The sequence below is a fragment of the Achromobacter sp. ACM01 genome, assembly GCF_014851745.1.
GTDB classification, from domain to species: Bacteria; Pseudomonadota; Gammaproteobacteria; order Burkholderiales; family Burkholderiaceae_B; genus Achromobacter; species Achromobacter aegrifaciens.
In genome coordinates this window covers 56,503-70,374 of the sequence record NZ_JACVAF010000004.1, presented here as the reverse complement: position 1 = coordinate 70,374, position 13,872 = coordinate 56,503, and the positions used below count along the sequence as shown (strand labels likewise).

Below are 13,872 nucleotides of genomic sequence, written 5' to 3'. Positions count from 1 at the left end.
TTGTCAGACAATCAGACTATTGACGATTGCGGGAAAATTGCCGGACAATCAGACAAAACAGTGGGCGTAGATCCCCTGTAAAGCCGTCACCCATCACAAAGAGGAACTCATGGCAGACATCAAATCCGAAACCCAGGCCCTGTTCGACCAAGGCCTGAACCTGCGCCGCGAAGTGCTGGGCACGGAATACGTGGACGGCTCCATCGGCCGCGCCAACGAATTCATGATGGCCTTCCAGCACATCACCACCGAATGGTGCTGGGGCTATACCTGGGGCCGTCCCGGTCTGGAAAAGAAGACCCGCAGCATGCTCAACCTGGCCATGCTGACCGCGCTGAACCGCCCGGCCGAGATCAAGCTGCACGTCAAGGGCGCGCTGAACAACGGCGTGACGGTCGAGGAGATCAAGGAAATCCTGCTGCAGGCCACGGTCTACTGCGGAATCCCGGCGGGGCTGGACGCGTTCAAGGTCGCCAACCAGGTGCTGGAAGAAGAGGGCGCTTTCAAGGAGTCCAAGGCATGAACGCCCCGCAAGAGCGGGTGGGCCTGATCGGCATCGGCAGCATGGGTTGGCCCATGGCGGCCCGCCTGGTGCAGGCCGGCTTTGCGGTCACGGTGTTCGACGCCGTGCCGGGCCAGGCCGCCAAGTTCGCCCAGGAAGTAGGCGGCCAGGCCGCAGCCACCTGCGCCGAATTGGCCGCGCAGTCCGACATCATCTTCACCATGCTGCCCACCAGCGCGATCGTCGAGCAGGTGCTGAACGGCGAACAGGGCGTGCTGGCGGGTTTGCACCAGGGTAGCGTGGTCGTGGACATGAGTTCCGGCGTGCCGGCGCATACCCAGCGCCTGGCGCAGGCCGTGGCCGCCGCTGGCGGCGTCATGGTCGACGCGCCGGTTTCCGGCGGCGTGCCGCGCGCCCGCACGGGCGAACTGGCCATCATGTACGGCGGACCCGCGGCGACGCTGGAGCGGGTGCGTCCGGCCCTGTCCAGCATGGGCACGACGATCACGCCCGTGGGTGAGGTGGGCAGCGCGCACGCCATGAAGGCGCTGAACAACCTGGTGTCGGCAGGCGGCTTCCTGATCGGCGTCGAGGCCATGCTGATCGGCCAGCAGTTCGGCCTGGATCCGAACGTTATCGTCGACGTACTCAACGCGTCGACCGGCATGAACAATTCCACCCAGAAGAAGTTCAAGCAGTTCGTGCTGTCGCGCCAGTTCAATTCGGGCTTCGGCCTGGACCTGATGGTCAAGGACCTGGGCATTGCGCTAGGCATCGCGACCGACACCGGCACGCCCACGCCGTTTGCCTCGCTGTGCCGCGAACTTTGGGCCTCGGCCGGCAAGACGCTGGGCAAGGGCCAGGACCACACCGCCGTCGCCCGCCTGTCCGAGCAACTGGCCGGCGTGGAGCTGGGCGCCAGGCAGCAAGACTGAAACCGTTGCGGCCGGGTTGGCGTCCGGCTGCGTCCTATCGCTCAGTGTTTACCCTGGCACTGTGCTTTACGGCAAATTTGTATGATGACATTATGACTTCACTCTTGGAAGGCAACGTCGTCATGCCCTTGGCATCCACATTACGCATGCTCGCCCCTTGTCCGGCCGGCGGGCGTCCATGACCGAAGAATCCCGCATCCGCGAAGAGATCTGCGCCATAGGCGCCAGCCTCTACAACCGTGGCTATACCGTGGGCGCCGCCGGCAACATCAGCGCGCGCCTGGACGATGGCTGGCTGATCACGCCGACCGATGCCTGCCTGGGCAGGCTGGATCCCGTCCAACTGTCCAAGGTCGATGCGGCGGGCAGGCATGTTTCGGGCGGCAAGCCGTCCAAGACGCTGGAGCTGCATCGCGGCATCTACCAGGCCAGTCCCGGCGCTCGCGGCATCGTGCATACGCATTCCACGCATCTGGTGGCGCTGACGCTCGCGGGCGTATGGCGGCCCGATCAAGTGCTGCCGCCGATCACGCCCTATCAGGTCATGAAGGTCGGCAGGATTCCGCTGATCCCCTATCGCCGTCCCGGCGACCCCCAGGCCGCAGCCGAGGTCGCCGCCGTGGCCGGCGAGGTGCGCGGGGCACTATTCGAGCGCCTGGGGCCGGTGGTGTGGGAGCGTTCCGTGGCGCATGCGGCTTACGCGCTGGAAGAACTGGAAGAAACCGCCCGCCTGTGGCTGATGAGCGATCCCCGGCCGGCGCCATTGAGCGCGGCGGCGATCGACGAACTGCGCGACGTGTTCGGCGCGCGCTATTGAATCAAGGAATCGCGATGCCGCGCCTGGCCGCCAATCTCAGCATGATGTACACCGAGCATCCTTTCCTGGACCGGTTTGCCGCGGCCGCGGGGGACGGATTCGCGGGAGTGGAGTTCCTGTTTCCCTACGAGTACCCGGCCGTCGAACTCAAGGCGCGGCTGCAAGCGCAAGGGTTGACCCAGGCGCTGTTCAACGCGCCGCCCGGCGATTGGGCCGCGGGCGAGCGCGGCACAGCCTCGCTGCCAGGCCGTGAAAGCGAGTTTCGGCGCGGAGTCGACCAAGCCTTGGAATATGCCGCTGCGCTGGGCAACCGCAAGCTGCATCTGATGGCTGGGCTGATACAGCCCGGACAGGACCGCGCGGCGCATCGCGCGGTCTATCTGGAGAACCTTGCGTGGGCCGCGCGCGCTGCGGCATCCGCCGACGTGACGGTGGTGATCGAGCCGATCAACACGCGCGACATTCCGGGATTCTTTCTCAACCGCCAGGACGAGGCCCAAGCCGTCTGTGCCGAAGTCGGCGCAGACAATCTGAAAGTCCAGTTCGACATCTACCACTGCCAGATCGTGGAAGGCGATATCGCGGTCAAGCTCAAGCGCGACATGGCGGGCATCGGCCACATCCAGATCGCGGGCGTGCCCGACCGCCACGAGCCGGACCTGGGAGAGCTGAACTATCCATATCTGTTCGAACAGATCGATGCGTTGGGTTATGCCGGCTGGATCGGTTGCGAATACCGGCCCCGGGCCGGCACCTCCGCCGGGCTGGGCTGGGCCCGGCCCTATCTGACACACACGGGGCATACCGCGATATGAAGATACTCATCACCGGCGGCGCCGGATTCCTGGGGCAGCGCCTGGCCCGCAAGCTGCTGGAGCGCGGCACGCTGGCATTGGATGGCGGCAAGCCCGAAGCCATCACGCGGATCGACCTGCTGGATGTGGTGCAGGCGCAGGGGCCGGACGATCCGCGCATCCATGCGCAGCTTGGCGATATCGCCGACCCCGCGATGCTGCGGCAGGCCATTGACACGCAAACCCGCGCCATCTTCCATCTGGCCGCCATCGTCAGCGGGCAGGCTGAGGCGGACTTCGACCTGGGGATGCGCATCAACCTGGACGCGTCGCGCGCGCTGCTCGAAACCTGCCGCGCGCTGGGCCACAAGCCGCGGGTAATCTTCACCAGTTCGGTCGCGGTGTACGGCGGCGCGCTGCCCGACACCGTGCGCGACGATACCGCGCTCAATCCCCAATCGTCCTACGGCACGCAGAAGGCCATTGCCGAACTGCTGCTGGCGGACTACACGCGGCGCGGCTACGTGGACGGGCGCGTGCTGCGCCTGCCCACCATCAGCGTGCGTCCGGGGCGGCCCAATGCGGCGGCGTCGTCGTTTGCCAGCGGCATCATCCGCGAACCATTGAACGGCTTGGAGGCCGCCTGCCCGGTCAGCGCCGATACGCGCCTGTGGCTGCTGTCGCCGCGCGGCGCGATACAGGCCCTGATCGCCGGCTGCGAGCTCGAGACGGCCGCCGTCGCGGACCGCGCTCCCATCAATTTGCCTGGCGTGTCGGTCACGGCAAGCGAAATGGTGCAAGCGCTGCGAGAGGTCGCGGGCGAGGAGGTCGCCGGCCGTGTCGGCTGGAAGCCTGACGAGCGCGTCGAGCGCATCGTGGGCAGCTGGCCTGGACGCTGGGACACCGCTCGGGCCGAGCGCCTGGGCCTGCGCGGCGACGCCGACTTCGCGGACATCATCCGCGCCTACATGGCCGACGACCTGCCGCGCTGAGCGCCGGCAGCTCTCCATTCCCACCGTAGCCGGGCCGCCAACGATATGAGCAATCCTCAAACCCCATCCCGCCGCGTCGGCGTCATCGGCCTGGGCGCCATGGGCGCGGGCATCGCGCAAAGCCTGCGCCGGGCGGGCCACGACGTGCACGTGTACGACATCCGCAAGGAAGCTTGCGCGGCATTCGCGGCGCAGGGCGGCGTGGCCTGCGCCACCCTGGCCGACATGGCGGCCGCCTGCGACATCGTCATCAGCGTGGTCGTCAACGCCCAGCAGACCGAGGAGGTGCTGTACGGGGAAGGCGGCCTTGCCGCCGCGCTGCGCCCGGGGGCGGTGTTCGTGATGTGTTCCACCGTGGATCCCAATTGGTCCATCGCGCTGGAGGCGCGGCTCGAAGCGCAGGGCATCCTGTACCTGGACGCGCCCATCTCGGGCGGCGCTGCGCGCGCGGCTTCGGGCGAGATGACGATGATGACCGCCGGGCGCGCGGCGGCCTATGACGCCTGCGGCGCGGTGCTGGAATCCATGGCCGGCAAGGTCTACCGCCTGGGCGACCGCGCCGGCGCGGGCAGCAAGGTCAAGATCATCAACCAGCTGCTGGCGGGCGTGCACATCGCAGCGGCGGCCGAGGCCATGGCGCTGGGACTGCGCGAAGGCGTGGACGCGGACGCCCTGTATGAAGTGATCACGCATAGCGCGGGCAATAGCTGGATGTTCGAGAACCGCATGGCCCATGTGCTGGCCGGCGACTACACGCCGCTCTCCGCGGTCGACATCTTCGTCAAGGACCTGGGGCTGGTGCTGGACACCGCCCGGCATACCCGCTTTCCCTTGCCGCTGGCCTCCACCGCGCATCAGATGTTCATGCAGGCCTCCAGCGCCGGCCACGGCCGCGAGGACGACAGCGCGGTGATCAAGATATTCCCGGGCATCGCCCTGCCGGAGGCCAAATGAGCATCAAACTGGGCTGCATCGCCGATGACTTCACCGGCGCCACCGATCTGGCCAACAACCTTGTGCGCGCCGGCATGCGCACCGTGCAGACCATAGGCATACCGGGCGAACCCCTGCGCGGCGCGGCGGATGCGGTGGTGGTCGCGCTGAAAACCCGCACGCTGCCCGCGGCCGAGGCCGTGGCGCAGTCGCTGGCGGCGCTGGAGTGGCTGCTGGCGCAGGGCGCGGAACAGATCTACTTCAAGTATTGCTCCACTTTCGACAGCACGCCCGAGGGCAACATCGGGCCGGTCGCCGATGCGCTGATGACGCGGCTGGGAACGGATTTCACCATCGCCACGCCGGCCTTTCCGGACAACAAGCGCACGGTGTTCAAAGGCCATCTGTTCGCAGGGGATGTGCTGCTGAACGAATCGGGCATGCAGCACCATCCGCTGACGCCCATGACCGACCCGAATCTGGTGCGCGTTCTGTCCGCGCAGACTTCCCGCCGAGTCGGGTTGATCGACTACAGCGTCGTGGCGCGCGGTAGCGAGGCCATCCGCGCCCGCATCCAAGAGTTGCAGGCGCAGGGTGTGGGGATCGCCATCGTGGACGCCGTGTCCAATGACGACCTGCTGGCCTTGGGTCCCGCGCTTGCCGGCATGCCGCTGGTGACGGCGGGGTCGGGCGTGGCGATCGGACTGCCCGGCAACTGGGGGCTGGCGGCGGCGTCCGCGGACGCCCGGCAACCGCGCCAGCGCGGCTTGCAGGCGGTGGTGGCGGGCAGTTGCTCGGCGGCAACCAATGGCCAGGTGGCTGCATTCATTGAAAGCGGCCGGCCGGCGTTGGCGCTGGATCCGCGGCGGCTGGCTGCGGGTCACGACGTCGTGGGCGAGGCGCTGGCTTGGGCCGATGCGCGCATGCACGATGGCCCCGTGCTGATCTACTCCACCGCGCAGCCCGCGCAGGTGAGGCAGGCGCAGAGCGAACTCGGCGCTGCGCGCGCGGGCGCCATGATCGAGGACGCCATCGCGCGCATCGCGGCGGGTCTGGTCGAACGCGGCGTGCGGCAACTGATCGTGGCGGGCGGCGAGACCTCGGGGGCGGTGGTGCAGGCGTTGGGACTGCAGCAGATCGCCATCGGTGAGCAGATCGATCCCGGCGTTCCCTGGTGCTCCGGTCATGCGCCCGCGGCACAAGGCGACATCAGCATCGCGCTGAAATCAGGCAACTTCGGCACGCGGGATTTCTTCATCAAGGCATTCGGCTAGGCGCCGGCCGCAGCGCATGCGCCGCGGCGCTCCCGTCTAGCGGTGCGCCTGGCTCAACCGCTTGGCCGCATTCACCATATGGATGCGCGCGGCCTCGCGCGCGCCGTCCACGTCCCTGCCGCGTATGGCTTCGACGATGGCGATGTGTTCCTGCAGTACGTCGCGCATCAGGCTGGCGTGGCGCGCCTCGTTGGCGCGCGTGACGCGCGTGGCCGCTTCCAGGAACTGGCTGACGAAGGCCAGGGTTGTCAGGAAATAGGGGTTGCCGGTGGCGCGGGCGATGCTGCGATGGAAGGCGACGTCTTCCTGCACGCCGTCGCCGCCGTTTTCCACAGCCTGCGAAATGGCGGCCAGCGCGGCGTCGATCTCCGCCATGTCCTGCTTTTTCCGCACTGCCGCGGCCTGCGCGGCGATCTCGGTTTCCAGCGCGCGGCGCAGATCCACGATATGCAGCACGGCGTCCAGCGAGGACAGATCGGCGGCGTCGATGCGCAGAGCGCGGTTGCCGGCGTGGCCGGTGACGTACACGCCGCTGCCTTGCCGCGCTTCGACGATGCCGTCCTGCCGCAGCCGCGAAACCGCTTCGCGGATGACCGTGCGGCTGACGCCGAACTGCTCCGCCAGCGCGCTTTCCGTGGGCAATTTTTCCCCGGGCGGCACGCGACCTCCGTCGATCTCGGCGAGCAGGCGCTTGGCGACGGTGTCGGTCAGCGTGGGAGGAGTCGGAAGTCGGGGGAACACCATCGCCCTATGATACGCGCGCCCGTGCCGGCCCGGCCATGAGCGGCAGCGGCACATTCACTGCGTCTGCAAGCTTGCGTCATTTTCGAAATGTTATATCATTCGTCAATTATTTGGTACGTTATAACATTTGAAAGAGGGCGATGATGAATGGCAAGAAACTGGGGTGGCAGAGGGAACGCGGCGGCAGGGTTGCCCTGCGGGCGGGCCGCCGGGGTGCGCTGAAGCCCCTGGTCTGCGCGCTGATGCTGGCCGCGCCCGCCGCGCAGGCCGACGAAGCCGCGGAAGCCGCGGCGGAACGCTCGGCCGCCAGGACGCTGGCGCCGATCACGGTTTCCGCCAACCCGCTGGGGCTGGACCTGAACAGCACCACCTTGCCGGCCTCGGTGCTGGAAGGCGACGCGCTGATCGAGCAGCGCAACGGCACCCTGGGCGACACGCTGAAGAACCTGCCCGGCGTCAACAGCGACACCTTCGGCGGCGGCGCCAGCCGCCCCGTGATCCGCGGCCAGACCGCGCCGCGGGTAAAGGTGCTGTCCGACGGCTCCGAGGTGATGGACGCGTCCAGCATCTCTCCTGACCATGCGGTGACGGTGGAGCCGCTATTGGCTGAACGCATCGAAGTGCTGCGCGGTCCGGCAACGCTGCTGTATGGGGGCGGCGCGATCGGCGGCGTGGTCAATGTGGTGGACAAGAAGATCCCGACGGCGGTGCCGGAAAAAGGCATAGAAGCCGAGGCCGAGCTGCGCGGCGCCACGGGCACCAAGGAACGTGCGGGTGCGGTGGGTATCACCGCGGGCGAAGGACAGTTCGCGGTGCGCGTGGAAGGCCTGAAGCGCCGCACCAGCGACTATGACGTGCCGGATTGGCCGGGCGGCAAGCTGGAAGGTTCGTACAGCGAGTCGACGCAGGGTACGGTGGGCATGTCCTGGATCACGCCGCGCGGCTACGTCGGCCTGGCGTTCACGCATCTGGAAAGCAAGTACGGCCTGCCCGGACATAACCACGAATACGAAGGCTGCCATCCGCACGGTACTCATCTGCATTGCGGCGGCCATGATCATGACCACGACGAAGACGGCCACGATCACGACCATGAGCACGAACACGGCGGCGTGCCTTACGTGAAGCTGCGCAGCAACCGCCTCGATCTGCGCGCCGAGTACCAGGATCCATTTGCGGGCTTCGAGAAAATCCGCGTGCGCGGCGGCCTGACCGACTACCAGCACGACGAAATCGAAGGCGGCGAGGTGGGCACTCGCTTCAAGAACAAGGGTTACGACCTGCGCGTGGAAATGCAGCACAAGCCCATCGCAGGCTGGCGCGGCGTGGTGGGCGTGCAGAATGCCTACAGCGATTTCCGCGCCGATGGCGAAGAGGCGTTCCTGCCGCGCAGCAAGACGCGCTCTTATGGCCTGTTCGTGCTGGAGGAGTACCAGTTGAACGACTGGCGCTTCGAACTGGGCGCGCGGCAGGACTGGCAGCGCATCTCGCCCACGGGCGGCGCGCAGCGCAGCAGCCTGTCCGGCACGTCCTTGTCGGCCGCGGCCATCTGGGACTTCGCGCCGCAGTATTCGGTGGCCCTGTCCCTGTCGCGCTCGCAGCGCCTGCCCACCGCGCAAGAACTGTATGCGGACGGCGTGCACCTGGCCACCAACACCTACGAACTGGGCAATCCGAACCTGGGCCGCGAGACCTCGCACAACATCGACCTGACCTTGCGCAAGCATTCGGGCGACACGACGTTCTCGGCCAGCGTGTTCCACAATCGCGTGAAGAACTACATCTATGCCAACACGCTGGACCGCTACGAAGACTTTCGTCTGATCGAGTACACCCAGCGCGACGCAGAGTTCACGGGCGTGGAGGGCGAACTGCGCCACCAGTTCACCCCGGTGTTTTCGGCTGCGGTATTCGGCGACTACGTGCGCGGCAAGCTGACGGGCGGCGATGGCAACCTGCCGCGCATCCCGGCAGCGCGCGCCGGCGTGCGCGCGGATATGAAGTGGCAGCAGTGGTCGGGCGGCGTCGAGTACGCGCGCGTGTTTGCGCAGAAGGACATCGCTGCCTACGAGGAGACCACGCCTGGCTACAACATGGTCAATGCGGTGGTGGCCTACCGCGGCCAATATGGCGCCACGGGCTATGAGGTCTACCTGCGCGGCACGAATCTGCTGAACAAGCTGGCGTACAACCACGCGTCCTTCATTTCGACGGTGGCGCCGCTGCCCGGGCGCAGCGTGCTGCTGGGCGTGCGCATGACGTATTGATTTTTCCAGCCATTGGCGGATGCCTCCAAGGCGGAATGGGCATGTCCCCGTTCCGCCATTTTTTTCGTTCTACGGGTAGACCCCGATGGCAGGCATGTTGACGGCCTTCGAAGCCGTTCCTAGAATTTGATTTGTGATCACATATCAAAAATAGCAAACAAGGGACGCAGCATGGCCCAGCACGAACTGTTCGATCTCGAAGGCAGGATTGTCTTGATCACCGGCGCGGCAGGCGGTATCGGCGCCGCGCTCAGCCGGGCGTATGCCCAGGCGGGCGCAACGCTGGTGCTGACCGACCTGGCGGGGGAAAAGCTCGACGCGCTGGCGTCCGAGTTGCGCGGATCCGGCGCCAAGACCGGAAGCTACGCGCTGCAGGTGGAGGATCGCGCCGCGTGCGCCGCGGTGGTGGACGAGGTGGTGGCCGCCTTCGGCGGGGTGGACGTGCTGGTGAACTGCGCCGGCGTCAATACCCGCATGCGTCCGGAGCAGTACGCCGAAGACGTCTGGGACCGCATCATCGACATCAATCTGAAGGGCAGCTTCAACATGTGCCAGGCCGTGCACGCATCCATGCAGGCGCGCCGCAAGGGCAAGATCATCAACATCGGCTCCATCCTGGCACTGGCGTCCAACGCCATGACCGCGGCCTATTCGGCCAGCAAGGGAGGGGTGCTGCAGCTGACCCGTTCGTTGGCCTGCGCCTGGGCGGCCGATGGCATCACCGTCAACGTGATCCAGCCCGGCTGGATCGACACGGCGCTGTCGCGCCAGGCGCGGGTAGACATTCCTGGCCACGCGGAACGCGTCGTGGCGACCACGCCCATGGGCCGCTGGGGCGAACCGGAAGACATGGTCGGACCCGCCCTGTTCCTGGCCAGCGCCGCGTCCGACTTCATGACGGGCGCCAGCGTGGTGGTGGACGGCGGCGTGACCGCGCATATCTGAATGCCGCGCGGCGGCCGCAAAGCACAACGAGGGGACGGCATGCAACTCGAAGAAATCCGGCAGAAGACGCCGGTGCACGAACTGGTGGTGGAAGAGAGCGACTGGGCGCAGCTGACACGCGCCGAGGCCCTGCGCCTGACGACGCTGTTCCTGGCCGCGCGCCGCTTCGAGGAAAAAATCCTGCAGCTGGACAAGCTGAACCTGGTGCACGGACCGGCGCATTCCAGCATCGGCCAGGAAGGCGCCGCGGCCGGTTGTATCGCCGCATTGCCCGTCGACACGCTGATGAATGGCACGCACCGCGCGCATCACCAGTGCATTGCAAAGGCCATCAACGCGCTCTACGACGGCGGCCTGGACCCCTCGGCGGCCGGCCTGACGCTGCGCATGCGCCAGGAAATCCAGGGAATGATGCACGAGATCCTGGGTTTGAAGGACGGCTGGACCGGCGGCCGTGGCGGTTCCATGCACCTGCGCCGCGCGGAGCTCGGCATCATGGGCACGAATGCCATCGTCGCGGGCGGCATTCCCATCGCTTGCGGCCACGCCTACGCGGAAAAGCAGCGTGGCTCGGGCAAGACCATGGTCACGTTTTTCGGCGACGGCGCGGTGCACCAGGGCGCCACCCACGAAGCCATGAACCTGGCGGCGCTATACGGCCTGCCCATGATCTTCTTCCTGGAGAACAACAAGTACGCCGTCTCCATGAGCGTGGAGCAATCCACTTTCGAGACGGAATTGCTGACCCGGCCGCAGGGCCACGGCATCGCCGGAGTCAAGGTGGACGGCATGAACCCGTTCGCCACCTGGCTGGCCACGCGCTGGGCGCAAGACCATATCGTCCGCACCGGGCGCCCGGCCTTCGTCCTGGCCGAGGTGTACCGTTACTACCACCAGAGTTCTTCGATTCCGGGCAGCGCTTTCGGCTACCGCACGCGCGAAGAGGAAAACGCGTGGAAGGCACGCGATCCCTGGCTGTTCCTGCAACAGGAACTGAAGGCGCGCGGCATTCTGCGCGAGGAAGAGTTGGCGGCCGTCGACGCCGCGGTGACTGACGCGGTGGAAGCGGCCGCCGCCTCCTGCATCGAAGGCGCAGGCTCGTCGGCCCGCATACGCGCCGGCCTTTGGCCGGCGGCGGCCAGCGTGGACGAACACCTCAATAGCGACATGTCGGAGTTCGATGGCGTGCGCTACGCCGAGGCGGAGGACTATGCCGCCGAAGAGATGGAACCCCTGTCCTACATCGAGGCGATCTCGCGGGCCATGGGCGCGCGCATGGCCGAAGACGAAACAATCCACGTGTTCGGCGAGGACGTGGCCAACATGGGCGGGGGCACCGTGGGCGCAACCCGCGGACTGACGGAGACATACGCCGGCCGGCTGGTGAATACTCCGATCACTGAGAACGGATTCTGCGGCCTGGCCACCGGCGCAGCGCTGTCGGGCCTGAAGCCCGTGGTCGAGCTGATGTATAGCGACTTCTTCCTGGTGGCGGGCGACCAGCTGCTGAACCAGGCCGGCAAGATCCGTCACTTGTTCAATGGCACGGCCGAAGTGCCGTTGGTGCTGCGCGCGCGCATCCCCGGGCCGGAAGGCTATGGCTCGCAGCATTCCATGGACCCGGCAGGCGTGTTCGCGCTGTTTCCGGGGTGGCGCATCGTGGCGCCGTCCAATGCTTTCGATTACGTGGGCCTGATGAACTCGGCGCTGCGCTGCAAAGACCCGGTGCTGGTCATCGAGCCGCAGCAGCTGCACAAGCGCAAGACGCTGGTGCCCAAGGACCTGGACTACTACATCCCCATCGGCCGCGCCAAGCGCGTACGCGAGGGGGACCAGATCACACTGCTGACGACCCTGACCATGGTGGATGAATGCTGCCGCATGGTGGAAGAGGCGGGCATACGCGCCGACGTCATCGACCTGCGCACCTTGTCGCAGCGGGACATTGATTACGAAACCATCGGCCGGTCCGTCATGAAGACGGGGCGCGTCGCCATCGTCGAACAGACCACGCGCGGCGCCAGCCTGGGTGCGCTGATCGCCGACGAGATCCAGCGGCGCTACTTCGACTACCTGGACCAGCCGGTCAAGCGCGTCACCGGCCGCTGGGCGCCTCCCGTGGTGTCGCAGGCGCTGGAGCGCGCGGCGCTGGCGGGAGAGGACGACATCCGTGCCCTGATTCGTGAAATGCAGGCCGACAGTGCGCTCTCGGTCGGCCAACAGGAGCAAGCTCATGCCGCGCGCGCTTGAGGGCAAGACCGTGTTGATCACCGGCGCGGCCGGCGGCATCGGCCGCGCGACCGCCGAAGTCTGCGGCGAGCAGGGCGCATCGCTGGTGCTGGCCGATCGCGAACCCCCGCAGGAACTGGTTGCGCAGTTGCAAGCCAAGGGCGTGCCGGCGCGCGCCATCGCCTTCGACGTGACGGACCGGGCCGCCGCCGAGGCGGCCGTGGCCGACATCGGGCGCCTGGACGCGCTGGTGGCCAATGCGGGCTATTGCCCCTGGGACGACTGGCACGAGGCGGGCTGGGACGAGGTCTTCCACCATGTCATCGACGTCAATCTGCTGGGGCTGATGCACCTGACGCGCGCCGTGCTGGCGAAGATGAGCGCGCAGGGCGCCGGCCGCATGGTGCTGGTGTCTTCCGTCGCCGCGCGCATGGGAGGGCTGGCCGCCAGTCCACACTACGTTGCGGCCAAGGGCGGCACGCAGGCTTTTGTCAAATGGCTGGCCCGCAAGGCGGCCGATTCCGGCGTCACCGTCAATAGCGTCGCGCCAGGCGCGACCGAGACGGGAATGACCCGTGGGCAGGCCTTCGATGCGAATAGAATTCCGCTGCGGCGCATAGCCCGGCCTCGCGAAATCGCCTTGCCCATCGCCTTTCTCTGTTCCGATGGCGCGAGCTACATCTGCGGCGCCACCCTGGACGTGAACGGTGGCGTCTACATGAATTGAGACGACATGGACAACAGCACACTGGAAGGCCTGCTCGAAAAGCAGGAACGCGTCACCGTCGCGGATCAGATCTATCAACGGACCCGTGAACTCCTGATGAGCGGCGCCGTGCCGCCGGGAGAGAAAGTCACCTTGCGCGGGCTGGCCTCGGTGCTTAACACCAGTCCCATGCCGGTACGCGAAGCGGTCAACAAACTTGTCGCCGAAGGGGCGTTGGAAATGTTGCCCAGCCGTGGCCTGCGCGTGCCCAAGCCCGGCCTGACCAAGTTCCGCGAGATCGTGCGCATCCGCTGCTGCATGGAAGGCTTCGCGGCGGCCGAGGCGGCCCAGATCATGACGGATGCGACCGTGGCGCGCATACAGCGCTACGCCGACGAGTTCGACAAACTTGGGCATCAACGCAAGATCGATACCTTGAAGACCATCGAGGCCAACCGCAATCTGCATTTCACGCTGTATGAGGCGGCCGGAATGCCTCTGTTGGTCACGATGATAGAGAACATCTGGCTGCAGATCGCGCCGCTGTTTTCACTCAGCATGGGCAGCAAGGACCGCAAGTCCGAAAGCTGGGAATCCTTCAGCCACCACGCCGCCTTGTTGGACGCCTTGAAGCACCGCGACGGCGAAGCTGCGCGCGCGGCCATCGTGGCGGACATATCGGACGCAGCCCTGTACATCGAGAAGACAGGCAATCTGGCCAACACATAGAGCGA

Annotated in this window: 12 protein-coding genes and 1 pseudogene; 12 read left to right on the top strand and 1 reads right to left on the bottom strand. The window is 66.7% G+C overall.

What is annotated here, in order from left to right; genetic code table 11:
• The first annotated feature begins 109 nt into the window (after positions 1-109).
• The 7 genes and pseudogenes from IB268_RS20750 (at position 110) to otnK (ending at position 6,247) form a co-directional block, all read left to right on the top strand.
• A complete protein-coding gene (locus IB268_RS20750; protein WP_119450243.1) occupies positions 110-523 on the top strand; it encodes a carboxymuconolactone decarboxylase family protein in 414 nt (137 codons plus the stop codon).
• Positions 520-1,437 (top strand): NAD(P)-dependent oxidoreductase, encoded by a 918-nt coding sequence (locus tag IB268_RS20745; RefSeq protein WP_054457662.1) that lies wholly within the window; start codon positions 520-522, stop codon positions 1,435-1,437. The genes IB268_RS20750 and IB268_RS20745 overlap by 4 nt, the downstream gene beginning before the upstream one ends.
• 178 nt (positions 1,438-1,615) lie before the next feature.
• Complete coding sequence (locus IB268_RS20740; protein ID WP_192354746.1) at positions 1,616-2,254, top strand: aldolase; 639 nt, start codon at positions 1,616-1,618, stop codon at positions 2,252-2,254.
• Between the two features lie 14 nt (positions 2,255-2,268).
• Positions 2,269-3,069, top strand: a complete 801-nt coding sequence (gene otnI / locus IB268_RS20735) for a 2-oxo-tetronate isomerase (protein ID WP_175213070.1) — start codon at positions 2,269-2,271, stop codon at positions 3,067-3,069.
• On the top strand, positions 3,066-4,040 hold the full coding sequence (denD, locus tag IB268_RS20730; RefSeq protein WP_054457659.1) for a D-erythronate dehydrogenase: 975 nt from the start codon (positions 3,066-3,068) through the stop codon (positions 4,038-4,040). The genes otnI and denD overlap by 4 nt, the downstream gene beginning before the upstream one ends.
• A 36-nt stretch (positions 4,041-4,076) precedes the next feature.
• Positions 4,077-4,994 (top strand): annotated as a pseudogene (gene ltnD, locus IB268_RS20725) (L-threonate dehydrogenase); the annotation flags it as partial.
• Positions 4,991-6,247 carry a 3-oxo-tetronate kinase gene (otnK, locus tag IB268_RS20720; protein WP_192354745.1) on the top strand — a complete coding sequence of 419 codons (1,257 nt, stop codon included), beginning with the start codon at positions 4,991-4,993 and terminating at the stop codon, positions 6,245-6,247. The pseudogene ltnD and the gene otnK, both read left to right, overlap by 4 nt.
• A 36-nt stretch (positions 6,248-6,283) precedes the next feature.
• Here otnK and IB268_RS20715 read toward each other — a convergent pair whose 3' ends face one another.
• Entirely contained in the window at positions 6,284-6,991 is a 708-nt protein-coding gene (locus IB268_RS20715) for a FadR/GntR family transcriptional regulator (protein WP_054457656.1), read from the bottom strand.
• A gap of 242 nt (positions 6,992-7,233) precedes the next feature.
• Here IB268_RS20715 and IB268_RS20710 point away from each other — a divergent pair, with 242 nt between their 5' ends.
• The 5 genes from IB268_RS20710 to IB268_RS20690 all read left to right on the top strand — a co-directional run bounded on the left by IB268_RS20710 (position 7,234) and on the right by IB268_RS20690 (position 13,867).
• Positions 7,234-9,258 carry a TonB-dependent receptor domain-containing protein gene (locus tag IB268_RS20710; RefSeq protein WP_370540033.1) on the top strand — a complete coding sequence of 675 codons (2,025 nt, stop codon included), beginning with the start codon at positions 7,234-7,236 and terminating at the stop codon, positions 9,256-9,258.
• A 171-nt stretch (positions 9,259-9,429) separates the two neighbouring features.
• Positions 9,430-10,203 carry an SDR family NAD(P)-dependent oxidoreductase gene (locus tag IB268_RS20705; RefSeq protein WP_175160860.1) on the top strand — a complete coding sequence of 258 codons (774 nt, stop codon included), beginning with the start codon at positions 9,430-9,432 and terminating at the stop codon, positions 10,201-10,203.
• Positions 10,204-10,242: 39 nt separating this feature from the next.
• Positions 10,243-12,453 (top strand): thiamine pyrophosphate-dependent enzyme, encoded by a 2,211-nt coding sequence (locus IB268_RS20700; protein WP_175213072.1) that lies wholly within the window; start codon positions 10,243-10,245, stop codon positions 12,451-12,453.
• On the top strand, positions 12,437-13,159 hold the full coding sequence (locus IB268_RS20695; RefSeq protein WP_054457654.1) for an SDR family NAD(P)-dependent oxidoreductase: 723 nt from the start codon (positions 12,437-12,439) through the stop codon (positions 13,157-13,159). Before IB268_RS20700 ends, IB268_RS20695 begins: the two co-directional genes overlap by 17 nt.
• A gap of 6 nt (positions 13,160-13,165) precedes the next feature.
• Positions 13,166-13,867, top strand: a complete 702-nt coding sequence (locus IB268_RS20690; protein ID WP_192354744.1) for a GntR family transcriptional regulator — start codon at positions 13,166-13,168, stop codon at positions 13,865-13,867.
• The last annotated feature ends 5 nt before the right edge of the window (positions 13,868-13,872 follow it).